This window comes from Pseudarthrobacter sp. PS3-L1, from assembly GCF_030063285.1.
GTDB lineage: Bacteria > Actinomycetota > Actinomycetes > Actinomycetales > Micrococcaceae > Arthrobacter.
In genome coordinates this window covers 96527-118278 of the sequence record NZ_JASISU010000003.1, presented here as the reverse complement: position 1 = coordinate 118278, position 21752 = coordinate 96527, and the positions used below count along the sequence as shown (strand labels likewise).

Annotated in this window: 21 protein-coding genes; 5 read left to right on the top strand and 16 right to left on the bottom strand. The window is 62.4% G+C overall.

The features are described from left to right. Positions 1-58 precede the first annotated feature (58 nt). Positions 59-913: a hydroxymethylpyrimidine/phosphomethylpyrimidine kinase gene (locus QMG79_RS08365; protein WP_283538137.1), complete on the bottom strand. Its 855-nt coding sequence runs from the start codon at positions 911-913 to the stop codon at positions 59-61. A 140-nt stretch (positions 914-1053) separates the two neighbouring features. Between QMG79_RS08365 and QMG79_RS08360 the strand changes: the two genes are divergently transcribed. Continuing rightward, positions 1054-2478, top strand: a complete 1425-nt coding sequence (locus QMG79_RS08360; RefSeq protein ID WP_283538136.1) for an MFS transporter — start codon at positions 1054-1056, stop codon at positions 2476-2478. 236 nt (positions 2479-2714) lie between these two features. On the opposite strand, the gene QMG79_RS08355 is transcribed toward QMG79_RS08360, so the two are convergent. From QMG79_RS08355 to QMG79_RS08350, 3 genes are read right to left on the bottom strand one after another with little or no spacing between them, the layout of a single operon-like run. Continuing rightward, the gene (locus tag QMG79_RS08355; protein ID WP_349357258.1) at positions 2715-3326 is read right to left on the bottom strand and encodes a DUF1731 domain-containing protein; all 612 of its coding nucleotides are present in this window, start codon (positions 3324-3326) and stop codon (positions 2715-2717) included. Further along, positions 3323-3634 (bottom strand): NAD-dependent epimerase/dehydratase family protein, encoded by a 312-nt coding sequence (locus QMG79_RS16590; protein WP_349357257.1) that lies wholly within the window; start codon positions 3632-3634, stop codon positions 3323-3325. Before QMG79_RS16590 ends, QMG79_RS08355 begins: the two co-directional genes overlap by 4 nt. 22 nt (positions 3635-3656) lie before the next feature. Then, entirely contained in the window at positions 3657-4307 is a 651-nt protein-coding gene (locus tag QMG79_RS08350; RefSeq protein WP_283538135.1) for a TetR/AcrR family transcriptional regulator, read from the bottom strand. Positions 4308-4527: 220 nt separating this feature from the next. Between QMG79_RS08350 and QMG79_RS08345 the strand changes: the two genes are divergently transcribed. Next, entirely contained in the window at positions 4528-5232 is a 705-nt protein-coding gene (locus QMG79_RS08345; RefSeq protein WP_283538690.1) for a queuosine precursor transporter, read from the top strand. Positions 5233-5327: 95 nt separating this feature from the next. Here the strand turns inward: QMG79_RS08345 and QMG79_RS08340 are convergent, their stop codons facing one another. The 6 genes from QMG79_RS08340 to QMG79_RS08315 form a co-directional block, all read right to left on the bottom strand. Beyond that, a complete protein-coding gene (locus QMG79_RS08340; RefSeq protein WP_283538134.1) occupies positions 5328-6257 on the bottom strand; it encodes an endonuclease domain-containing protein in 930 nt (309 codons plus the stop codon). 169 nt (positions 6258-6426) lie between these two features. Next, the gene (tgt, locus tag QMG79_RS08335; RefSeq protein ID WP_502934723.1) at positions 6427-7779 is read right to left on the bottom strand and encodes a tRNA guanosine(34) transglycosylase Tgt; all 1353 of its coding nucleotides are present in this window, start codon (positions 7777-7779) and stop codon (positions 6427-6429) included. Positions 7780-7809: 30 nt separating this feature from the next. Continuing rightward, the gene (locus QMG79_RS08330; RefSeq protein ID WP_283538133.1) at positions 7810-8535 is read right to left on the bottom strand and encodes an SRPBCC family protein; all 726 of its coding nucleotides are present in this window, start codon (positions 8533-8535) and stop codon (positions 7810-7812) included. 116 nt (positions 8536-8651) lie between these two features. After that, positions 8652-9659, bottom strand: a complete 1008-nt coding sequence (locus QMG79_RS08325) for a DUF6707 family protein (RefSeq protein WP_283538132.1) — start codon at positions 9657-9659, stop codon at positions 8652-8654. Positions 9660-9747: 88 nt separating this feature from the next. Next, positions 9748-10287: an NUDIX hydrolase family protein gene (locus QMG79_RS08320; protein WP_283538131.1), complete on the bottom strand. Its 540-nt coding sequence runs from the start codon at positions 10285-10287 to the stop codon at positions 9748-9750. A gap of 138 nt (positions 10288-10425) precedes the next feature. Further along, positions 10426-11202 carry a VOC family protein gene (locus tag QMG79_RS08315; protein ID WP_283538130.1) on the bottom strand — a complete coding sequence of 259 codons (777 nt, stop codon included), beginning with the start codon at positions 11200-11202 and terminating at the stop codon, positions 10426-10428. Positions 11203-11314: 112 nt separating this feature from the next. On the opposite strand from QMG79_RS08315, the gene QMG79_RS08310 reads away from it, so the two are divergent. Next, positions 11315-11905, top strand: coding sequence for a YdeI/OmpD-associated family protein (locus QMG79_RS08310; RefSeq protein ID WP_283538129.1), 591 nt, complete (start codon positions 11315-11317; stop codon positions 11903-11905). A gap of 45 nt (positions 11906-11950) precedes the next feature. Here QMG79_RS08310 and QMG79_RS08305 read toward each other — a convergent pair whose 3' ends face one another. The 4 genes from QMG79_RS08305 to QMG79_RS08290 form a co-directional block, all read right to left on the bottom strand. After that, the gene (locus QMG79_RS08305; protein WP_283538688.1) at positions 11951-13141 is read right to left on the bottom strand and encodes an ABC transporter ATP-binding protein; all 1191 of its coding nucleotides are present in this window, start codon (positions 13139-13141) and stop codon (positions 11951-11953) included. Between the two features lie 5 nt (positions 13142-13146). After that, entirely contained in the window at positions 13147-14736 is a 1590-nt protein-coding gene (locus QMG79_RS08300; RefSeq protein ID WP_283538128.1) for an ABC transporter permease, read from the bottom strand. Between the two features lie 5 nt (positions 14737-14741). After that, positions 14742-15782, bottom strand: a complete 1041-nt coding sequence (locus QMG79_RS08295; protein ID WP_283538687.1) for an iron ABC transporter substrate-binding protein — start codon at positions 15780-15782, stop codon at positions 14742-14744. Positions 15783-15981: 199 nt separating this feature from the next. Then, positions 15982-17190 carry a glycoside hydrolase family 76 protein gene (locus QMG79_RS08290; RefSeq protein ID WP_283538127.1) on the bottom strand — a complete coding sequence of 403 codons (1209 nt, stop codon included), beginning with the start codon at positions 17188-17190 and terminating at the stop codon, positions 15982-15984. A 149-nt stretch (positions 17191-17339) separates the two neighbouring features. Between QMG79_RS08290 and QMG79_RS08285 the strand changes: the two genes are divergently transcribed. Beyond that, the gene (locus tag QMG79_RS08285) at positions 17340-18173 is read left to right on the top strand and encodes an SDR family NAD(P)-dependent oxidoreductase (RefSeq protein ID WP_283538126.1); all 834 of its coding nucleotides are present in this window, start codon (positions 17340-17342) and stop codon (positions 18171-18173) included. After that, positions 18170-19375 (top strand): acyl-CoA dehydrogenase family protein, encoded by a 1206-nt coding sequence (locus tag QMG79_RS08280; protein WP_283538125.1) that lies wholly within the window; start codon positions 18170-18172, stop codon positions 19373-19375. The genes QMG79_RS08285 and QMG79_RS08280 overlap by 4 nt, the downstream gene beginning before the upstream one ends. A gap of 18 nt (positions 19376-19393) precedes the next feature. On the opposite strand, the gene QMG79_RS08275 is transcribed toward QMG79_RS08280, so the two are convergent. Together QMG79_RS08275 and QMG79_RS08270 are read right to left on the bottom strand one after the other, a co-directional pair. Further along, positions 19394-20221 carry a DUF1684 domain-containing protein gene (locus QMG79_RS08275; protein WP_283538124.1) on the bottom strand — a complete coding sequence of 276 codons (828 nt, stop codon included), beginning with the start codon at positions 20219-20221 and terminating at the stop codon, positions 19394-19396. Positions 20222-20330: 109 nt separating this feature from the next. Next, a complete protein-coding gene (locus tag QMG79_RS08270; protein WP_283538123.1) occupies positions 20331-21551 on the bottom strand; it encodes an endonuclease in 1221 nt (406 codons plus the stop codon). Positions 21552-21752: the final 201 nt, after the last annotated feature.

The following is a 21752-nucleotide window of genomic DNA, read 5'->3' as shown; positions in this document are numbered from 1 at the left end:
GCTGGCTCCGTCGATTGTTCTGGGCCGGGCCGGCAGAAAGTCCTGCCTTGGATCTGCCCTAGCGTGGTCCACCCTGCCAGAGCGCTGTGAAAGGCGCTCCGGATGTGACGCGGTTCTTGATGCCGGCGGTAACAAAGGCCTTGGCCGTCCGCGCAGCATCGAGGGCAGTGGCTCCTTTGGCGAGTTCGGCAGTGACTGCCGCGGCAAGGGAGCAGCCAGCTCCAGAGACCGCAACGTCGCCCACCTTGGGGGCGCTGAGTACCTCCAGGGTGGTCCCGTCAAAGAAGACATCGACGGCGTCGGGCCCGGAAATCCGGACGCCGCCCTTGGCCAGGACTGCCGCGCCGCTGATCTCATGGATCTTCACGGCCGCTGCCTTCAGCGATTCGACATCGGTAATTTTCAGTCCAGACAGCGACTCTGCCTCAAAATGGTTGGGCGTGACGAAGGTGGCCAGCGGCAGGATCTGGGCCTTGAGGGCCTCGTCCGTGTCCAGCGCATGCCCGGGCTCTTGGCCTTTGCAGATCAGGACGGGGTCCAGGACAACGTTGGTGAAGTTGGCATTCGTCAGGGCGGTGGCAACCGTGCCGATGGTGGCCGGGCTGCCCAGCATGCCGATCTTGACGGTGCCGAGCTCTGAAACCGCACCTGACCCGGTGCCGTATGCCGCCGTCGTCGCCTCCAGCTGGTCTGCGATGACCTGTTGGTCGATCGGCACAAACCGGTGATTCCAGTTGTCCTTGGGATCAAAGGAGACGATGCAGGTGAGGTTGGCGATCCCAAAGACGCCCAACTCCTGGAAGGTCTTCAGGTCCGCCTGCGCCCCGGCACCGCCGGTGGCTTCGGAGCCAGCAATCGTAAGGACAACGGCGGGAGTGGAGGTGGTGGACGCTGCAGCTGATGCGGAAGTCATGGTCCTATTCTTCCACCGGGATGCGGCCAGCGCTTTGTCCTGGTGAACAATACGACCAAAACGCGGGTGTTCGCTGTCACAGGGATTAGCGTGGCGGGCGGTGTTGCGTCAGGTGATGCCGATGACAGGAAGGCTCGCCGATGAGTGCCGCACCATCCGAGGCCACGCAAACGCGCAGGGCCGTGAAAAACATCCTCAAAGGATCCGCCGGGAACCTCGTGGAATGGTACGACCTGTACGTCTACACGGTTTTTGCGGCCTACATCCAGTCCCACTTTTTCAGCTCGGAAAGCGACCTGCAGGCCGGACTGGAGGCCATGGCTGTCTTCTCCACCACTTTCCTCATGCGGCCAATCGGGGCCTGGTTCTTTGGCAGGTATGCGGACCGAAAAGGCCGCAAGGCCGCCCTGACGCTCAGTGTCACCATGATGTCCGCTGGCTCCTTTGCCATTGCCGTCCTTCCCACCAAGGATGTCCTGGGTGTGTGGGCCCTCATTATTCTCGTCCTGATCCGACTGGTCCAGGGTTTCTCCGTGGGTGGGGAATACGGCACCAGCGCCACGTACATGTCCGAAGCGGCAACAGCCCGCCGTCGTGGATTCTTCTCGAGCTTCCAGTACGTCACCCTGGTGGGCGGTCAAATGCTTGCCTTGCTGGTGCTGATCGTCCTGCAGAACACCATGGCCAGCGAGATCCTCACCGAGTGGGGCTGGCGCATTCCGTTTGCCATTGGTGGGGTTGCTGCCCTGGTGGTGCTGTGGCTGCGTCGCTCCATGGAAGAAACCCTCTCCTCCGACCAGTTGCGCGCAGCCCATGTGAAAGTTCCCGGTGAAGCCCAGCCCGGCACCATGCGCCTGCTTTTCACGCAGCATTTCAGGCCGCTGCTGATCTGTATCGGTGTCACCCTTGGTGGCACCGTGGCCTTCTATACCTACACAAACTTCATCCTCAAGTTCATGAATGACACGTCAGGCATCGCCAAGACCGATACCTCGGTCATTAACTTCTGGGCGCTTTTCATCTTCATGTGCCTGCAGCCCGTCTACGGCATCATCTCGGACAAGGTTGGCCGCAAACCCCTGCTGCTTTGGTTCGGCATCACAGGCGTACTCTTCACCTGGCCGCTCCTCTCCGCGCTGGGCGGAACCCGGGATCCTTTCACCGCGTTCCTTCTGATGCTTGGCGGATTGCTGATTGTGGGCGGCTACACCTCCATCAATGCCCTGGTGAAGGCCGAACTGTTCCCGGCCTCCATCCGGGCTCTTGGTGTGGGACTGGGCTACGCCATCGCAAACTCGCTTTTTGGCGGCACGGTTCCCCTCATTGGCGCGGCGCTGCAGAAAGCGGGAAACATCGAACTGTTCTTCACCTACGTCACGGTGGCAATCGGACTCTCCCTGCTCGTGTACATTTTCGCGCTCAAGAACAAGAAGCCCACGCAGCTTGATGCGGAGCAGGGCGCAGCCTGGGCCAGTGCCTCTGGACCTAGCGACGGTGCAGCTGATCATGGCGGCGGCGGGAACCAAGACCGGGACCGGGACCTCAGCGAGGGCTCACGCCGCTAGGTTTCCGCAGGCCTGCCCGGACTTTCCTTGGGCCGTGCCGTGCCGGCCTTGGGCGGGCCGGGCCGTTCCGGGCTGGGGTTGGCTGTGGCGTGTGCGTGTCGAGCTCGCGGGAACGTTTCGTCGTCGCGGGAAAAACCCCATTTCGCTGGAGCGCTCCAGCGAAATGGGGCTTTTCCCGCGAAACGGATGCTGGGCGCTCTGGTGAACACAGCCAGCCAGTTGGCGAAACACCGCGGTTAGCGCGTTGACTTCCTTCCGGTGGCATCCGACGCCGCGATGTCCGCCAAGGTTTCGGCCAAGGACTGATAGTCAAAAGTGAAGCCGGACTCGACCAGTCGCCGGGATTCCACCCAGCGACTTTTCAGCACGAGTTCTGTTTCCGTTCTGATCACGACAGCGCCGATTTTCAACAGCCAGGCTGGTGATGGAAGACCGGCCCAAGCACCGTACGCTGCCCTGACCAGGCGCATCAGCTCGCGGTTATCGACCACCTGGGGTGAGGCTATATTTACTGGGCCGTCAATGCCCGGCGTGGCGTAGATGTGCTGCACCGCCCGGTACAGGTCAGCCACGTGGACCCAGCTGAACTTCTGGGTTCCCTTGCCCATATGTCCGCCCAGGCCCGTTCGGACGAGCATGCTCAACGGACGCATGACACCCCCGCCCGGGCCCAGCACAATTGTGATTCGCAGCGGAATTTTTCGTGTCGTGGGTGTCTTGGCGGACATCAGTTCCGCTTCCCAGGCCTTGGCCACTTCCACCGAAAAGCCCACCCCCAGCTCGCCGCCTGATTCCGCTTGCGGCCGGTCCTCTGCGTGCCGATAGATGGTTCCGGTGCTAGCGTTCACCACACTGCAGGAGGGGCGGAACTCTTACTGACTGCCCGGCCCAGTTCCGCCGTCGTCCGCACCCTGGAATCGATAATCTGGCGCCGGTTCCGCGCGCTGTACCGGCAATTGACTGTTCTCCCAGCGAGGTTCACGAGGAGGTTGCTGCCCGTGATCACCTGCACCAGGGCTGCCTCTTCGCCCCAGGGTGCGGTATCTCCCCGGTGGCGTCCAATGGTCCGGACTGTCCATCCATCGGCGGCAAAACGCCTGATGAAATACCGGCCGATGAACCCGCTGGCCCCTGCAAGAACGACTGTTTTGTCCATGATTCCCCCGCGGTTACTGTGCTCAGTGACGGACGGATCGGCTGAGGGCCAGGACGTCGTCGATGATTTTTCCTACGCCCGGAAGTCGTGCGAGGGAGAGGCCGCGGGCAATCAGCGGCGCGGCGCCGTCCACAAGCGCCCGGGTGCGGCGCTGTCCGGCGGACGTATCGTGGACCCAGAACAGCGTGATCCCCAGATAGGCCAACCAGAGCATTTCTGGCAGGTCGGCGCGAAGCTTCTTTGGCACCGATGTACCTGCCACTGTGGATTCAAAGATCGCCACGGCTGAACGTCGTGCAGCGCGGGAGCCAGGAGAAAAGGGGCTGACGGACGACGCCGGGCGGATGGCTGTGGTGATGAAGTCGGCGCCGAACCGGTGGTAGGGGGCCATGGCATCCAGTCCCGAATGTAACGTGGCCTTCAGCCGTGGTCCCAGGTCGGTGTGCTGCTGCAGGGCGACGGTGGCGCGAGTGGCATGATCTGCCTGAATTCGCCCGTAAAGTTCCTGGACCAACTCGTCCTTGGACGCAAAGTAGTAATAGGCGTTTCCCACGGAGATCCCAGCCTCTGTGGCGATGGCACGCATGGTGGTCTTTTCGAAGCCGATTTCCCGGAACATCCGGAGTGCAATGTCCGCGACTTTTTGACGGGTCTGTTCACTCTTGATAGTCACGCTGGACCCCGAATTCCGTGAATCTTCTCATTTCTGGACTAGGTCAAAAGTTAGCATGAAAAAATGAACATGTTCAAAAATGTCGGCGTATTGTCACGGTGCGCCGCCTGCGCCTCTGGTGGGAGAATAGATTTACTGTCCTCACCAGGCAGCATTCCCAGTGCTAATACAGCCGGCGGCTGCGCTGCAGCGCCGCGCAAACCACTTCGAACGGATCGCCATGTCTTCCCGCGCGCCATCTTCCCTTCCATCGCCAGCAAAATTCGCCAGCCTCGGATCGCCCTATTTCGGCGTCATGCTCGCAGTTATGGCGGTGGTGGTGATCCTGAGCAACATCGGAGCCACCAAGGGTGTGGCATTTGGTCCGATTATTACAGACGGCGGGTTTTTCCTCTTTCCGCTGGCCTACGTCCTGGGTGATGTGATCAGCGAAGTGTATGGCTTCCGGGTCGCCCGCAAAGCCATCATCACCACTTTTGCCCTGTCCGTTTTTGCCTCGTTGTGCTTTTGGGTAGTCATTGCGCTTCCAGGGTTTAACGATGAGTACGGGGTAAGCAAGCAAACTGCCCTGGAAGGAGCCCTGGGCCCCGTTCCGCAGATTGTGCTGGCATCGCTGCTCGGATTTGTGGCGGGCCAGACAATCAACTCCTGGATCCTGGTCCGGATGAAGGCCCGAACAGGCGAAAAATCCCTGTGGGCACGGTTGATGGGATCTTCAGGTGCGGGGGAGTTCGTGGACACCCTGATTTTCTGCAGCATTGCCGCCTCCGTCATCGGCATTACCGATGCGGCAGGTTTCATCAATTACGTCCTTGTGGGTTTTGTATACAAGACGCTGATCGAGTTCCTGTTTGTACCGTTGACCAGTGTTGCCATCGGCTGGGTCAAAAAGCGCGAGCCAAGCTATGGCCTGAACGTGGCCTGACGGGTCCGAGTCCAGAGTGGGTTCGCTGGATCGTACCGAGTTCGCTGGAACGCTCCCACGGTGTTGGTCCGGTCCAGCGAGCTCACTATAGGCGGCTAGTCTCGCAGGGAGCGAAGAACCCTATTTTTGAACTCGCCTTCATTGAACAGGTCTTTCCATTCGATGCGGAGAACTGTCCAGCCCATCTCCATGAGCGCCTTTTCCCGGCGTCTCTCTTCGTAGAGCACCTGATCCGTGGGTCGATAGTCAAAGTACTTAGATTTGCCATCGAACTCGAGAGCCAGTCTTCGTTCCCGCCATGCGAAGTCGAGTCGGTAGGTTCCGAGCCGGGTCATCACCTCGAGCTGCGGTTCTGGGGCAGGGAGCCGAAGCTGGTGAATTAGATCTCGGGTGAGGGTTTCGCCTGGAGATTCGGCACTGGGATCTGCTGCGGCAAGGACACGGCGCAGGCTCCTTACGCCCCTTTGCCCATTGCAGTGTTCCGTGCGGGCCTGAATCACTGCCCTGTCGGCGCCGAGCCGAAGCGCATGGTCCATGATGATGAGGGCCGGGCGGTAGGGCAGGATGAGTCCGCAGTCTGCAGCAGTGCATTCCAGTGTGGTGCTTGGCAACCCTGCCACGTTTGCCTGATCGCCGGGCTCGATGATGGCGGTGTGACACACCACGTCTGCACCGTGCCGGTCTCGGGAAGGTGACGTCGGTTGCGTCAGGTGAATAAGCGAATCCACCTTCCAGAGGTAAAGGCCGTGCAAGCGGGCACCGGAGGTGTGGGTGTACCGGGAGCGGCCACCCGACGTCGTGCGTGTTCCATGGGCGTGTGCGTGGATCAACTGGAGGTTTCTGACACTTGGAGGCTGTTTGAGCCATGAGCTGCCTCTGACGTAGCAGCCCTGGCGGAGCCGCACAAGGGTCCCGTCGGCGACGAACGCTGTGATGGTGCGTTTCCCCACGCCCACGTCGAGGAGTTCCTGGGTCCGCCACAGGTTTCCCCGCGTGGGCAGAAGATCGGAGCGCGTCGCCGTCATGGACTAAGCATGCGGCGCGCGGTCGACGTGCCGAATAGTGTGCTGCGACTATGTGGATAACAGCGGTTTCGCGGGAGCGGCTCGTTTCCGCTGGAGCGCTCCCGCGACGTCGAACCGCTCCCGCATAACGGAACCGCTCCCGCGAACCGCGCCCGGGGAACAGGCCTCGTTAGGAGGCTTTGGAGTAGTACTGGCCCAGTGTCTCCGCCTTGAACTCGAAGAACGTGCCGGATTCGATGGCCAGCCGGGCATCGTCAACCATTTTCACAACAAAGCGTTCGTTGTGGATGGAGATCAAGGTGGCAGAGAGCATTTCCTTGCCTTTGAAGAGATGGTGGATGTAGGCCCGGGTGTAATGCAGGCATGTGTAGCAGTCGCAGCCATCCTGTAGCGGACCAAAGTCGCGCTTATATTTGGCGCCGGAGAGGTTGAACCGGCCCTGCGGAGTGTAGAACGCGGAGTTGCGTGCAACGCGGGTGGGTGAAACGCAGTCGAACATGTCCGCGCCGTTTTCGATGGCCGTGAAAATGTCATCAGGTTCCGAGATGCCCAGCAGGTGCCGGGGCTTGTTTTCAGGTAGTTCTTCATTGCACCACCGGACAATGGTGCCGAGATTCTCTTTTTCCAGGGCGCCGCCAATGCCAAATCCATCAAAGGGCATGGCTCCCAGATCCTGGCAGGCCTTGCGCCGTAGATCCTCATACTGGGCACCCTGGATCACGCCGAACAGCGCCTGGTAGGGCTTTCCCACCCGGGATTCGGTGAGCTTGAAGTGTTCGGCAACACAGCGCAGTGCCCACAGCCGAGTTCGCTCAAGGGAGTCCTCCTGGTAGCCGCGGGAGTTCTGCAGGGTGGTGAGTTCATCAAAGGCAAACATGATGTCTGCGCCGATCTGATGCTGGACCTGCATGGAGATCTCGGGGGAGAATCGGTGCCGGTCTCCGTTTAGGTGGCTCTTGAACCAGACGCCGTCATCATCGATGTGGGCGAGCCGTTCCTTGCCTGGGGCCACGGCGTCGTCCGGGCCGGAGTTGTCCACGGACTTCATGTCGATGACCTTTTTGAACCCTGAGCCCAGGCTCATGACCTGGAATCCGCCGGAATCCGTGAAGGTGGGGCCAGGCCAGTTCATGAAGGAACCCAGACCGCCCGCTTCGTCCAGGATGTCCGCGCCCGGCTGCAGGTACAGGTGATAGGCGTTGGCTAACAGTGCCTGGGCGCCGAGGTCCGCCATGGACTCGGGCAGCACAGCCTTGACCGTGGCCTTGGTCCCGACGGCGATGAATGCGGGGGTAGCGATGTCACCGTGCGGGGTACTGATGACTCCGGTGCGCCCCAGGAATTGGCCACCGTTCTGTTCTACCTGCGCGGGCGACGGTGAACAGGTCTCGGTCAGCCGCTTTCCCACGGTGAACGAGAATGCCGACTGCTCCGCGGGGCGCTCGGAGTGCCCGAAACTCTGGGCGGGGGCAGTGACGGCAGCGGGCGAGGACGGGTCAGGAGCGGAATTGGCTGGCACCATACAAGTGTGCCAGCAAATCGGATAGATCCCTCAGTTGGCCTGCTGCACTGTGGGGTAGTTCTCAGCGCACCAGGAATCCCAGGAGGAACGCAGGCTAGCAAGTCGAGTTGCGCCAAGTCCGTACGTAGAAACGATAACCAGTGAACCGCCGTGGGGCCGCACATTCGCAATGACAGCCTGGTCTGCCACCACCAGTAGGCCCTCACCGTGGTCCGCGTATTCATCAACGGTCAGGCCAACCTGGTCTGCGCTCCGGAACCAGACCTTTCCCTTGATCAGCTCCCCCGTAGAAAGAGTCAGCCGGTAGTCCTCGCCCGGTGCAGGGAGATTGGCGAGGCCAAGTTTAGCGATGGCCGAGCCGGGTTCGCCGGGTACGTCAGCAAAGATGGTCCGGCGGCTGGAATGGGGATGGCGTTCCAGGGCAAAACGAAGTTGTTGGAGGAAGGTAAGCCAGCCTTGGTTGATGTCAGCGTCCCAGGCGGCACTGTCCGCACCAGGCTCCGTGGCAGCCCGGGTGATACTTACCCGGGTGCCAGTCGGCACTGGCTGCAGAACGAAAGTATCGCCTCCGTTGACAATAAGCCGGGTGTGGTCCGGAGCTTCCCTCACGTTTGCAGAAAAGTAAATCTCTTTGACTTCAGCGTCTAGGTCCGGGGCTTCCCAGCCATGCCACTGGGCCACCCGTGCGGGTGTGCGGAGCATGGTCCAGACCTGTGGCGCATCGGCAGTGATCACTACGCTTGGCGTGTTGTCCATGAGCCTGAATGTACAGCGCGGTTGTGCTCGCTGATAAGGGCAAAAGTGCCCAGCGTGCAGGGACGTGCGGGCGGGTATGGGCGGGAAGCCCAGTTCACGCCCAGCCGAACCAGGGATCAGCTGCGGACGGCCTCAAGCTCATTGGCGATCCGGCGTTCTAGTTCCGGGCCGCCGATGGTCTCGGAACCGCCGTGTGCGCGGAGGAACAGCAGCGATTCGAGCCGGAGGAGGCGCCATTCACGTTCGGCGTCGTGGTGCGAATTGTCGATGGCCCGGAAGATCTCCTTGTCGTACAGGTTGGGTTCGTTCAGTGAGCGCTGCCGCACCTTGGCCTGCATCCGGGCCTTGAATGCATCCGTTTCCTGGGTGTCCGGGGCCCGGAGGAGTTTTTCGTACACTTCAGCGCGCGGATCCTGGCCCGACTGGCGGCAAATGTAGGCGGAGAGCGCCAACGTGGCTTCCACGGAGGTCCAGCGGCCCGGGTTTCCATCAAATGGCAGGACGTTCAGCAGGTCCGCGACGGCAAGTGCGCCCTCGCTGTCCTTGCGCACTATGTACAGTTCGTGCGCCAGTTCGCTGAGGTCCTTCAGGCAACTTCCGGACTTGGTGTTGATGCCCTTGGCCAGCTTGTCGGTGAGCAGCATCACTCCATCGGCTCCCTGGTGCCGTGCCGCGACGTCCTCGATAACGGACTCCGGTGGACCCTGGGGGGAGGGGATGGCGGCCAGGTCATCATCGGTGGGTCCGCTGATCGCGGGGGCCGCGGGCGGCAGGGGCGGGACCACGACGGCGCCCGTGCCGGTCACGGGGTGATTGTCCGCAGGGGAGGGGGTGCCGCCGTCGGGCTCTCCGGGCGAGCGCAAGGGGGTACCCTCGGTAACGGCAGCGAGGCCGGCGGAACCAGGGGCCAAGACCTTGACCTGGGACGAGACGCCGATCCGGAGCGTTGCACCGTCAGTGAGGGTGACGTGAACCAGCGCTGGCGCGCCAAAGTCATCGTATTCGACGCTCACATCGGTGATCTCGGCGCTGGAAGTGGCGTCCGGGAGGATCATGCGGCTGCCCGCGCTCAGGGTTCCAGCCTGGTTGTTCATGTAGTGCGATTCGGCTGGGGTGGAAGTCATCGGGAGTCCTTAGGTTCTCTTGCGGTCCACCGTCCAGTGTACAAAGGTGCCTGTGAAAAAGCTGGGCACCGCTCCGCTGGGGAGGCCTTCAGAAACCTACGCCGGCAAAGGACAGCGCCTGGCGGATCAGCGCACCGCGCCCGCCACTGAATTCGAGCTGGACGTTGTCACTGAGGACTTCATTGGGTGTCATCCAGGTCAGTTCCAGCGCGTCCTGGCGGGGTTCGCACTCGCCTGTCACGGGAATGACGTACGCGAGGGCGACGGCGTGCTGGCGCTCGTCGGTGAAGCCTGTCTGGGACGGTGCGGGGAAGTATTCAGCCACTGTGAACGGGACAGGGCTGATGGGAAGCTGGGGGAAAGCGAGCGGACCCAGGTCCTTTTCCATGTGCCGCAACAGGGCTGCCCGGATTGTTTCCCGGTACAGGACACGGCCTGAGACCAGCGACCGGACCATGGTGCCGTCTTCCTCCGCCTGGAGCAGAGTTCCTACCTCGTTGACGTATCCCAGCGGGTCAAGTCGCACCGGGACGGCTTCCACATAAACCATGGGAAGGCGGCTCCTCGCCTCAAAAAGGTCATCCTGCGAGAGCCAGCCGGGATTGGGGTCAGGGGTTCGAACGCTCATGCTTAATTCTTACCCTATGGACCCGTCGAGGTTCGCTCCGGCACCAAAATTGCCCCCGTGGCGCAATCGCCGCCGCAACGGTTGCGGTTCCGTTAAGTTGCAGGTGTGGGCTGCTGGAGCCAGTTTTCATGCTCATTTTCAGGGCACGACGGCGGTCCTCACGCTGAGTGTCGAGCCTGCCAGAGAGCCGGGAACTGCCACCGAGAGGCTCCGATCGGTCAGCGTGCTGAGACGGTGCCCTGCGGCTGCGAGCCGCTGTGCCAGCGCCGAAAGGTCGCCGTCGTAGGTGAAGGAAAGCACGGGGTGGGGTGCCTCTGCCGAAGACAGGACACCAAATGTTCCACCATTTTTGGCGCTGAAGCAGTATGCGTCGTCGGCGGCCGCCACGTGGTCTGTCGCTGCGGGGGCGATGGGCAGTGGGCGGGCGCCTATCCCCGTCAGTGCCGCTTTTGCAGCTGCCCGATCAGGGGTGTACCAGAGGAGCTGCACGCCCAGCTGGGGATCCGCTGTCGTTTCGACGGTCCAGGAGCCGTCCGCGGACCGGCGTGCCGTGGTGGCCGTGAAGGACAAACCATCGCCTGCCGAGATGACGCAGGTGCGATCTGCGCCCTGTCCTGACGGTGGGCTGGCCAGAGGCGTGTGGGCAGCCTCTGCTGCCCAGAGATTTGTCCGCCTCGCGAACTCTGCGACATCTCCCACTTCCACGCCGAACGCCACAAATTCCGCCTGCCCTGCTGCTACCGGGTGCACCGCTACCCGGCCTGCGCCGGCGTCGAACTTTGTGGGCGTTCCTTCTGGTGACGGCGCCACCGGCGGTGCGGGATCGGCGCCGGATACCGCGAGCCCAAGGTCCGTCAGCAGCTGGCGCCAGGCCAATGGGTGGGCGGTGTAGATGGTGGGATGGACCCGGAGCATGGCGTGTTCCTTTACGTGCCGAGAGGGTGGATAGGGAAGCTCCGCCAGTGAGTCGCAGGGCGCCTCCAGCAATCTAGCGCACGATTACGCGGTCCAGCGATACCCTGATTCCATGGCCCAAGAACTGATGGAACTTGTGGTCAGGGATGCTGCGCAATGGCGTGCCTGGCTTGCCGAACACCATGCTGACAGCCCAGGGGTGTGGCTGGCGCTGCACAAGAAAGGGGGCAGCGTCACGGAGCTCACGTACGCAGCCGCGCTGCAGGAGGTGCTGTGCTTTGGTTGGATTGATGGACAGGCACGCCGGCGGGATGAGGAATCGTCGTTCCAACGGATGACCCCCCGGGGCCCCAGGAGTCCCTGGTCTGAACGCAACGTTGGGTACGTCAGGGTCCTTGAAGAGAAGGGGTTGATGATGCCGGCCGGTAAGGCGGCTGTTGATGCCGCCAAAGCGGACGGGCGGTGGGACCGGGCGTACGCAGGGCAGGCCACTGCCGTGGTGCCGGAGGATCTTGCGGCAGCAATCTCTGCGGTCCCCGCAGCGCAGGCCATGTTTGAAGTCCTGACCAGCACCAACAGATATGCGCTCATCTACAGGACAAACTCGGTCAAGCAGCAGTCCACCCGGGCGCGGAAAATCGCTGGTTTCGTGGAGATGTTGGCGCGGGGGGAATCTCCGTATCCGCAAAAGAAAAGACCCTGACGGCGATGGTATTCCTAACGGCGTGCCGGCGTGCCGGCATGCCGGTCAGGTCGAAGGGCCCGCGGTGCCCGTGGGATCGACGGCGAAGGCGACTGCCTCGCCCAGCACACGAAGGCGAAGTTTGGCTCCCGGCCTCGCAATGGACGCGTTCCAGTGCCGAATGGTGATGATCTCTCCGCCGCCTGGGTAGCGGTGGTCTCGCACGTCGCCCTCGGCTAGCGGGAGCGGCGCAGGCAATTGGAGCCGCACGGTGGTTTCCGGCCCGAAGTAGTCAGTGTCGACCACTGTCCCGTGGATGGGTCCGTCTTCGGAGATGCGAATCTGTTCGGGCCGCAGCATCAACTGGACCCTGCCCTGGGCTGGTGGCCGGCGCACGGGGATGCCTCCCAGTGAACAGGTTGCCAGGGACCCTTCCATCCATGCCTCCAGGATGACTGCGTCGCCCAGGAACTCGGCTGTAGCGCGGTCGGCGGGGCGCGTATAGACAACAAACGGGTTGCCAATCTGGGCGAGCCGACCGCCGCGCATTACCGCCACCTGGTCTGCGAAGGACAGTGCCTCGGACTGGTCGTGGGTCACCAGGATGGTGGTGATTCCAGCGTCCTTGAGGACAGTTCCCACCGCCCTGCGTGTCGCCACCCTCAGCCCGGCATCCAATGCAGAAAAGGGTTCGTCAAGGAGCATAAGCTCAGGTTCACGCGCGAGCGCACGTGCCAGCGCCACCCGCTGCTGCTGACCGCCCGAGAGTTGGTGCGGGCGCCGGGTGACCATTGCCGGATCCAGGGAGACCATGTCCAGCAGTTCGCTGATGCGTCGCTGGATACCGCGCCTGCCACCGGAAACTCGTGAACCATCCAGGCCAAAGGAAATGTTCTGCCCGACGCTCAGGTGGGGGAACAGTGCACCGTCCTGCGCGACATAGCCCACCCGACGCTTATGGGCAGGGACCCACGCTTCGTTTCCGGCGACTGCACTACCGTTGAGTGCAATACGCCCAGAATCAGGATGTTCGAAGCCTGCGATCAGGCGCAGGAGCGTCGTCTTTCCTGAGCCCGAGGGGCCTACAATCGCCGTTGTCCCGCCTTTTTCGACGGACAGGTTGACACCCTTGAGCACTTCCTGCTGGCCGAACTTCTTGGTGACACCATCAATTTCCAGGTGGCTGTTGGTACTCGGAGCCACCGACGGGGCTATCCGCTGCACTCCCGTGGGATATGGATCGCGCGGGGTATTCATGTCTGTCACTGCCCGGCCACTTTCTTGGACTGCTGGAAGAGGAGATAGGTCATGGGTGCCGAGATCAGGATCATCAGCAGGGCATAGGGCGCCGCGCCGGCGTAGTCGATTTCGCTGCTCTTGCTCCAGAATTCGGTGGCGAGTGTCCGGGTGCCGTTGGGCGAGAGCAGCAGGGTGGCCGTGAGCTCATTAACGATTCCCAGGAACACCAGCGCGGCTCCGCCAGCAGCAGCGGGAGCGGTCAGGCGCAGCGTCACACTGATGAAAGCCCAGAGGGGCGGCTTGCCGAGTGCTTGTGCTGCCTCGTCGAGTTCTTTGGGTGCCTGGGACAGGCCAGACCTGATATTGACCAGTGCCCGCGGCAGGAACAGCAGCACATAGGCGGCGATGAGCAGCCCGGCCGTCTGGTAGGCGGCGGGAACAAGCCGGATGCTGACTGTCACGAATGCCAGTCCCACCACAATGCCCGGCATGGAACTGGTGATGTAGTTCGAGAGTTCAAGGGACTTGCTGAACCAGTTGGGGCGTCGCACGGCAAGGTAGGCCATCGGAAACGCCACGACGGTGGTGATGACAGCAGCGCCCAGGCCATAGGCAAGGGTTTGCACCAGCGCTGGGGTAAATTCGTCGGCCACCCAGATGGACGGGCCGCCTGCGATGATCCAGCGGAGCACGAACACCAGCGGCAGCCCGAATGCCAATACGGTCAGGGCGAGGAGGGAGAGCTGGGCCGGAATGTGATAGCCGTGCAATTTCATCCGCAGGGCTTTTGCCTGGGCGCCAGGGCCGATCCGGGCATACCGCGCGCCGCCGCGGCTGCGAACTTCGCCGAGCAGCAGGATCAGGCACAGGAAGACCAGCACGCTTGCCAGCATGTTCCCTGCGCTTCCGTTAAAAGTGGACTGGTACTGCACCATGATGGCCGTGGTGAAAGTGTCGAACCGGATCATGGCGAAAGCACCGTATTCGGCCAGCAGGTGCAGCGAGACCAGCAGCGCGCCACCGGTCATGGCGATGCGCAACTGGGGCAGCACTACCCGGAAGAATGAGCGCCAGGGGCCGAGGCCCAGGGAGGCTGCTGACTGCTCGATGGCCGGGTCAAGTCGGCTCAGGGTGGCTGCGGCTGGAATATAGACCAGGGGGAAATAGGAAAGGGTGGCAATGAGGACCCCTGACCACAGGCCTCCGAGGGATGGCACGGCAGAGACCCAGGCGTAGCTGTTTACGAAGGCCGGAATAGCCAGGGGAGCTGCCAGTAGCACCGCCCACCACCGCCGCCCCCGCAGATCGGTCCGTTCCACCAGCCACGCACCGCCGACGCCGAGCACCAGGCACAAGGGCACTGTCACCACGGTCAACAGGACAGTATTCAGCAGAAGCTCGCCAACTCGCGCTCGGAAGATCAGCCCGACGGCGACGTCCCACCCCGTGGTGACTGTCATAAAAACGACGTACCCCAGCGGAACCAGGGCAAAGAGGGCGATCAGGACCGCCATGACGCCGACCGCAGATACGCCGAAAGGCGGGCGAGGGCGCCTGCCCCTGCCCGCCGTCGTCCGTCCTGGTGTGCCGGTAGGCACCAGACTGGTGGACATGGCCGCTACAGCAGCCCGGCCTCGGTCATCAGTTCGCTGACCTTGGAAGAATTGAGCTTGGCCGGGTCAACGGTGGGTGCCTGAAGGTCCTTGAGCGGAACCAGGGCCTCGTTGGCCGGCACGTCTGAGCCCACAGGGTATTCGAATGACGTGCCTTGCTGCAGGACTTCCTGGCCAGCTTTGCCCGTGATGAACTTCAGGAACGCCTGGGCGTCATCGGCATGCTTGGAGGACTTCAGGACACCGCCACCGGAGACCGAGACAAAAGCGCCCGGGTCTTCATTCTTGAAGTAGAACGGCGTGACATTTCCGGAATTTTCTGCGGTTTCAGCCTGGTCGCCGTAATAGTAGTAGTGGTAAATCAGGGCAGCATCAACCTCACCGGCATTCACGGCCTTCATGGCTGTGCTGTTGCCCTTGTATGCCGTGGAGTTTTCCTTCATTCCCTTCAGCCATTCCCTGGTGGCATCCTCGCCCTTGAGCTCGAGGAGTGCTGACACGATGGCCTGGAAGTCGGCGCCTGATGGGGACGCAGCCCATTTGCCCTTCCATTCCGGCTTCGCGAGGTCAAGCATTGACGTGGGGAGCTGGTCCTCACTGAGCTTGTTCTTGTCATAGACCAGAACAGTCGAACGTGCTGCGATCCCGGTCCACTTGTTGGTGGAGGGCCGGAACCCGGCAGGAACCTGGTCCACGGTGGCTTGGTCCACGTCCGCCAAAAGGCCGGCGTTTTCTACCTGGGCCATGGCAGGAGAGTTCTCCGTCAGGAAGACGTCAGCCGGTGAAGCCTGGCCCTCTTGGATAATCTGGTTGGACATTTCAGTGTCACTGCCCTGACGCTGCGTCACCTTGATGCCTGTTTCTGCGGTGAAAGCATCCACCCATTCCTGGGTCAGGGATTCGTGCTGGGCATTATAGACAGTAATCTCGCCGGCACTCTGGGCCGCATCGCTGCCGGACGTCGACGAGGCGCCACAGGCCGTCAGGCCAAGGGCTGCGGTAGTGGCCAGGGCAATGCCAGCCAGCGCGTTGATGCGGATCTTCATGGGGCTACTCTCTGCAATATCGATGTCCAGACTGAACAGTCCCATCCACGAAGGAGGGAGACTGGTATATACAAAAACTGTAGGGTAGCCAACCCTAATAAAGCGATTCCGGGATGGGGTATGTGGTGAGCATCACATGCCTACTCCGGCATGTTGAGTTGTTCCTTCGACAGCCCTAGCAGCTCTGCCGTCGGGGCCTTTAGGATCTCAGCGTGGCTGCAGCTTCAAGCGCCATCCAGGCCTGGAGCTGGGTGGAGAGTTCCACGGAGTTGAACTCAGGGCCCGTGCCGATGCCCGCATCTTCTGGGGCTGGAAAGAGTGCTTGTGCCGGAAAGACCGTCAGGGATTCCGCTGCGATGGACGTTACGCCCGGTACTACGGCAGCGGCGCTGACGCGTCCGGCCCAGAACCCTTCGGCCGTATTCCGGACCAGGTCCGCAGCCTGCTGGCGGGCGTCCCGGGGGAGCCGCCCATCCCGGGCGGCAAGTGCCAGGTACCGGGTAAGGATGCCAGTAAATAATCCTCTGTCGCCGACGCCCTCGCAGCGCAGTATCTGGGCCTTGCTCCCGGATTTGGCGCCCTGCGAGGGGGGCGTGTCTGGCACTGTGAGGTGCTCTGCCGTGGCGTGGATCAGGTGCGCAGCCCGGGCAAGATTGGCTGCACCGCCCAGTTCCAGGAGCGCTCCGAGGACTGGCCCTTGGTTGTAGGTATAGAACGGGCCCTCCCGCGACAGGGAGCCGTCAGCGGTGATGCGCGTTCCGTCAAGATAGAGCCCTACACGGTGATCAAACAGGCGCTCGTCGAGCCAGTCCACCAGCTGCTGTGCCGCTGCATGGTCGCCCAGCCGGGCGAGGTAGAGGGCCACTGGACCCGTGGCGGGAGTATTTTTGAAGTCACGTTTACGGCTCCAATAGGTACCGCCACCAAGATCACTGGTGCAGGCCGATCTGAGCTGTGGTTCCAGGGACTGCTGGATCCTGGCGCCCCTTCGTGCCGCCGGTACTGCAGCCTGTTCGAGCCGTTGCGCGGCCAGCGCCAGCCATGCCATGTCATCGAAGTAGCCGTTGACGTAGACCAGGACGTTCCGGATCCGGATACCTGACAGGAGCCGTGCGGCAAGAACTGACGACGATACCTCAGCCGGGCTGGAACCCACGCTGCCGGCGTTGGCGGACGGTAGCTGCCTTTCGCGTTGGGCCGCGTCCACCAGGGTGTCCACAAAGTGCGCCTGCCACCAGTAGTGCCAGGGCTGGGTCAGCCGGTGCAGGCGCCGTGCAGGCAGCTCGGTGGCTGCAAGGAGTGTGCCAGGCAGGAAGAACAGTGGCCGGGCAAAGAGTGCTGTCACAGAGTCCCTGGCCGCGGCGGCGCGCTGGTTCGGGGACGTGGAGATGGCGGCCGGCAAGGTCATGGGCACAGCATATCGCCGCGGATGCAAAGGCGGGTTATGGGCCCGGTGGCTCAGCGCAGACCGGCCCCCAAAGATGCGGCAGCCCACTATTTCAGTTAACCTGCACTAACCATGTTCGATCGGATTGTGGCCGCATCAAGGAGGATGTTATGGACATTGTGGGTTCTGTTGCGCTCATTACGGGTGGAGCTTCCGGATTGGGGGCTGCCACGGGCCGTCGGCTTTTTGCCGCAGGGGCCTCGGTGGTCCTGCTGGATCTTCCCGGATCAGCTGGAGCGCAGCTGGCGGAGGAACTCAATGCCACTCTCGGCCCGGACCCGGAGGGTGCGCGAAAGGCCGTATTCGTGCCAGCCGATGTCACCAGCGAAGCCGAGGTCCAGGCCGCTGTTGACGCCGCCACCGCGCTTGGCCCCTTGCGGATTGTGGTCAACTGCGCCGGGATTGGCACGCCGGGAAAAGTCTTGGGCAGGGACGGAGTACTGCCCCTGGAAACATTTGCCCGGGTAGTGCAGATCAACCTGGTGGGCACTTTCAACGTGGTTCGGCTTGCGGCCGCAGCCATGGCACAGACCTCGCCACGTGAAGAAACTGGGCAGCAAGAAGGCATGGCGGCGAATCCAGGATCCCAGGAGCGCGGAGTCATCATCAACACGGCGTCTGTTGCCGCCTTTGATGGCCAGATTGGCCAGCCAGCCTATGCTGCGTCCAAGGGTGGAGTAGCTGCCATGACACTCCCGTTGGCCCGCGAGTTTGCCCGGTCCCTGATCCGTGTTGTCACCATTGCGCCGGGTATTTTCGAGACTCCCATGATGGCTGGCCTGCCGCCTGAGGCCCAGGCTTCGCTGGGCAGCCAGGTACCACACCCCTCCCGGCTTGGCCGGCCGGATGAGTATGCCAACCTGGCCCTGCATATTGTGGACAATCCCATGCTCAACGGTGAGACTATTCGCCTTGACGGCGCCATCAGGATGTCCCCCAAATGAGCCGGGTCCCATCCGGTGCCACCGTGGGGGACCTGCCCACGGCAGACTTCTTCGACGTCGAGTCCCTCCTGTCAGCGGGTGAACGCCAGAAGCTCGCGGACCTCCGTGAGTTCCTGGCGAAGGAGATTGCTCCCCATGCCGGTGAATGGTGGGATGCGGCGGAATTCCCCTCGCATATCCTGCCCGCATTGGCAGCCCTGGAGCTGAGCACCCCCGCCCAGCGCGGCTACAGCCACCTTTTTGCGGGCCTGGTGATTGCCGAAATGACCAGGGTTGATACGTCGATAGCGACGTTTTTCCTGGTGCATCACGATCTTTTTGTGGAATCGCTCCATGCCTTTGGTTCCGAGGAACAGCGGGAGAGACTTCTTGCGGATGCTTCGGCGCTTCGTATCACCGGCGCCTTTGCGCTCACGGAGCCGCTCCACGGATCCGATGTTGCAGGAGGCATGCAGACCCGCGCCCGCCGTATCCCCGGGACTGACGGCCGCCCTGACCGCTGGGTGCTGAATGGGCAAAAGCGTTGGATCGGCAACGGAACGTTCTGCGATTACATGCTGGTGTGGGCCCGCGATGAGGATGACCGTGCGGTGCGGGGCTTCATTGTGGACGCTACCCTCCCCGGGGTCAGCAGGAGCAGAATTGAGCACAAGATCGCGCTGCGGACCGTCCAGAACGCCGATCTGACGTTCACCGACGTGGAGCTCGACGAAGCCGATCGATTCAGTTCAATCACCAGTTTCGAGGACACCAACGAACTGTTGCGCGGATCGCGGATCATGGTGGCCTGGCAGGCAGTCGGGCAGCAGTTGGCGGCATTCGACGTCGCCCGGCAGTACGCGATCGAGCGTCACCAGTTTGGCCGTCCGCTGGCGTCCTTCCAGCTGATTCAGCAGCAACTGGTGGACATGTTGGGGAACGCCGTGGCCAGCATGTCCATGATGGTGCGGTTGGCCGGGCTCCAGGAGGCCGGTGCTGCCGACATGCCGCAGGTGGCCCTCGCCAAGTCCTACATCAGTGCCCGGATGCGCGAGACAGTGGCCATGGGCAGGTCAATCCTGGGTGGTAACGGCATCCTGAGCGACTACCGGATGGCACGAATTTTTGCGGACGCGGAGGCGATCTTCACGTACGAGGGCTCATTTGAGATCAATTCCCTGATTGTCGGCAGGTCCATCACAGGCGTGTCCTCAATCGTCTAGCGATTCCGCGGAGGTGGACTATTCGGCGGTCCGCTTCTCGCCGGCTTCCACCCGGACTGCGAGGCTGTTGTTTTTCACCGGCATGGGGCATGTGCCGAAGGGCGTGAAAGCACTGGGGTAGTTGATGGCGCGGTTGAAATCGAGGATGACAGTGCCGTCGGGCCGTGGGCGAGCTGTGGAAACCCTGCGCCACGAATCGGTGGAATCGCCGTTCGTGGCGTCGTGGAAGGTCACGTTCAGGGTGCCCAGATCGTCCTGCTCGGCTTGGAGTCGAATTTCATGCTTAATGCCAGGAACGTGGAAGGCCAGCTCGCCGGCAGAGCGGTGGATTCCGCCCACCAGCGGATTGGCCGTTTTTATGGGGATGTCCTGCGGCTCTGCGTAACGCGTGAAGTGCGCCATGATGACCCAGTCCGCGTTAAAAGCGTAGGTCGGAACGGCGGTGAATTCCGTAAAGACGGGGGAGGTGGAATCCCTCGTGCGGATGGCGTACTGGCCTGCACGCTTGGCGAGTTCCACGCGGACCCGGGAGCCGTCATCGCCGCCGTACTGGACCCAGAGGTGGGACTCTTCGTCCGCCAGTTCGATGGTGATGGTGCCGTCCACGACGGCGCCGGAGTCCACTACCGTCAGTCCGTCACCTGCCGCGGCCCGCAGGGACGCCGTTGTTCCGTCGGCAGACCAGAGTCCCGGGGCCAGGTCGACGGCGGAGGGTTCAGCTGCCAACCACTGGAAGGATGTCAGGGTCAGCCAGCCGTAGTCGCTGGCCAGCGCAGCATTTCGGCTGGTGCGGAACCGCTGCCACTGGGCCTCGCTGGCTGCGAAATCTGGGTGCTGGGAATTCACGGGGGCCTCTCTGGCGAAAAAGGATGTGGCTGGTCTGCCGTGCCGCCTTCAACCCTACGTGTGGCGCCCCGGATTCCCGGCCGCTGGTAGTGACGAATTCCCGCTTCGGTCAGTTCCAGATCGCGTCAGCGTATTCCGGGTGGTCAACAAAGGGATTTCGGTTGCCCTGCCACTGCTCGAAGATGCGCTGGTTGCGACGCTGTTCAAAAGCATCGGGCGGATCCATCCGGTTCCAGTCCAGCAGGACACTCAGCTTGCCCATGAACGGCGAGGTGCCGTTATTGACCTGGTTGTTCATCTCGAGGTCGGCAAACCCATCGCCGCCCTCATAGCGGACCGCCATGTACATGATCATGCGTGCCACGTCTCCCTTGACGGCTGCGCGCGGCTCCCAGGAATCGGCGTCCGTGAAGTTCCCTGGTGCTTCGGCGGATGCTGTGCCACCTAGGTCGAAGTCCTTGTTGCCGCGCTCCGAGTTGACGCTGACATCCGTGGGGCGCAGGTGGTGCACATCTGTCCCGGGGCCCGTGGCAGTACCAAAATCACCGTGGGACTTGGCCCAGACGTGCTCGCGGTTCCATTGGTCAACACCGCCACCATTGGTATTTTTGGCCTGCGAGCGTCCGGTGTAGAGGAGTACCACGTTGTTGGCATTCTTGGGATCCTGGTCGGTGTCCTTGAGCGCATCCCAGACCTGGTCGTAGCTGAGCGTGCGCTGCACGGAGATGATCTGGTGGAGGCTAGATTCCAGGGCCGTGCCAGTCTTTCCGCTGGCAGGAGCGTAATAGTCACCCGCGTCTGGACCTGGCGTCGGGGCAGGTGGTGAGGGATCCGGGCCCGGGGTGCTACCGCTCATGCTGATGGCCGTGGTGTTCTTCAGGCCCGGGTGCGAGAAGTAGGCGGTCAGTTGACCTGTCACGGTGACCTGCTGGCCCACGCTTCCCGGGTTGGTTTGCAGGCCGAACGTGGCCCGGAAGGCTGAACCAACCTGGACGTAGAGCATCCGGGCAGGACTTGTTTCGCTGGCTGTTACTGCAATGGCCAGCGCTGTATCTGAGGTGAAGCCGCTGCGGAGGACGGTGCTTGACCCGGTGGGTTGGCCCACCACAAAACCCGTGACAGCCGCCGTCGAATTGTTCTGGGTGGTGATGGCCTGCGTGACGGTGAGGGAGCTGGCGGCCTGGGACCCAGGGGCAATGACGACCTGGCTGACACCGCCGGCAACCAGGAGCCCCAGAACAACCAGGGCACTCAGGAACAGGTGGGGGAGGAACGTGTGGGATGGCGTGGGAGTCGGCACGGGGCTGGCGGGGGCGGTATCGGGGCGCATGAAGGCTCCTGAAGGTGGTGCGGGCCTGGGGATATATTGACACTCTCTGTCAATATATATTCAAGATATGTCATATAGCGTGTGTGCGAAAGGGCGGTGGCCTTGAGGTGGCCGCAATGCGCCCGCAGCGTGGCGGAAGAAATCGCTGATGGAAGCCAGATGCTACTGACGTCCGGGTGGCCGTTTGCTGAGACGGATTGC

Bases quoted from the DNA above. Each gene is read 5' to 3' on its own strand.
- QMG79_RS08365 (WP_283538137.1), bottom strand. From the start codon at position 913: ATGACTTCCGCATCAGCTGCAGCGTCCACCACCTCCACTCCCGCCGTT.
- QMG79_RS08360 (WP_283538136.1), top strand. From the start codon at position 1,054: ATGAGTGCCGCACCATCCGAGGCCACGCAAACGCGCAGGGCCGTGAAA.
- QMG79_RS16590 (WP_349357257.1), bottom strand. From the start codon at position 3,634: ATGGACAAAACAGTCGTTCTTGCAGGGGCCAGCGGGTTCATCGGCCGG.
- QMG79_RS08345 (WP_283538690.1), top strand. From the start codon at position 4,528: ATGTCTTCCCGCGCGCCATCTTCCCTTCCATCGCCAGCAAAATTCGCC.
- QMG79_RS08340 (WP_283538134.1), bottom strand. From the start codon at position 6,257: ATGACGGCGACGCGCTCCGATCTTCTGCCCACGCGGGGAAACCTGTGG.
- tgt (WP_502934723.1), bottom strand. From the start codon at position 7,779: ATGGTGCCAGCCAATTCCGCTCCTGACCCGTCCTCGCCCGCTGCCGTC.
- QMG79_RS08330 (WP_283538133.1), bottom strand. From the start codon at position 8,535: ATGGACAACACGCCAAGCGTAGTGATCACTGCCGATGCGCCACAGGTC.
- QMG79_RS08325 (WP_283538132.1), bottom strand. From the start codon at position 9,659: ATGACTTCCACCCCAGCCGAATCGCACTACATGAACAACCAGGCTGGA.
- QMG79_RS08320 (WP_283538131.1), bottom strand. From the start codon at position 10,287: ATGAGCGTTCGAACCCCTGACCCCAATCCCGGCTGGCTCTCGCAGGAT.
- QMG79_RS08315 (WP_283538130.1), bottom strand. From the start codon at position 11,202: ATGCTCCGGGTCCATCCCACCATCTACACCGCCCACCCATTGGCCTGG.
- QMG79_RS08310 (WP_283538129.1), top strand. From the start codon at position 11,315: ATGGCCCAAGAACTGATGGAACTTGTGGTCAGGGATGCTGCGCAATGG.
- QMG79_RS08305 (WP_283538688.1), bottom strand. From the start codon at position 13,141: ATGAATACCCCGCGCGATCCATATCCCACGGGAGTGCAGCGGATAGCC.
- QMG79_RS08300 (WP_283538128.1), bottom strand. From the start codon at position 14,736: ATGTCCACCAGTCTGGTGCCTACCGGCACACCAGGACGGACGACGGCG.
- QMG79_RS08295 (WP_283538687.1), bottom strand. From the start codon at position 15,782: ATGAAGATCCGCATCAACGCGCTGGCTGGCATTGCCCTGGCCACTACC.
- QMG79_RS08290 (WP_283538127.1), bottom strand. From the start codon at position 17,190: ATGACCTTGCCGGCCGCCATCTCCACGTCCCCGAACCAGCGCGCCGCC.
- QMG79_RS08285 (WP_283538126.1), top strand. From the start codon at position 17,340: ATGGACATTGTGGGTTCTGTTGCGCTCATTACGGGTGGAGCTTCCGGA.
- QMG79_RS08280 (WP_283538125.1), top strand. From the start codon at position 18,170: ATGAGCCGGGTCCCATCCGGTGCCACCGTGGGGGACCTGCCCACGGCA.
- QMG79_RS08270 (WP_283538123.1), bottom strand. From the start codon at position 21,551: ATGCGCCCCGATACCGCCCCCGCCAGCCCCGTGCCGACTCCCACGCCA.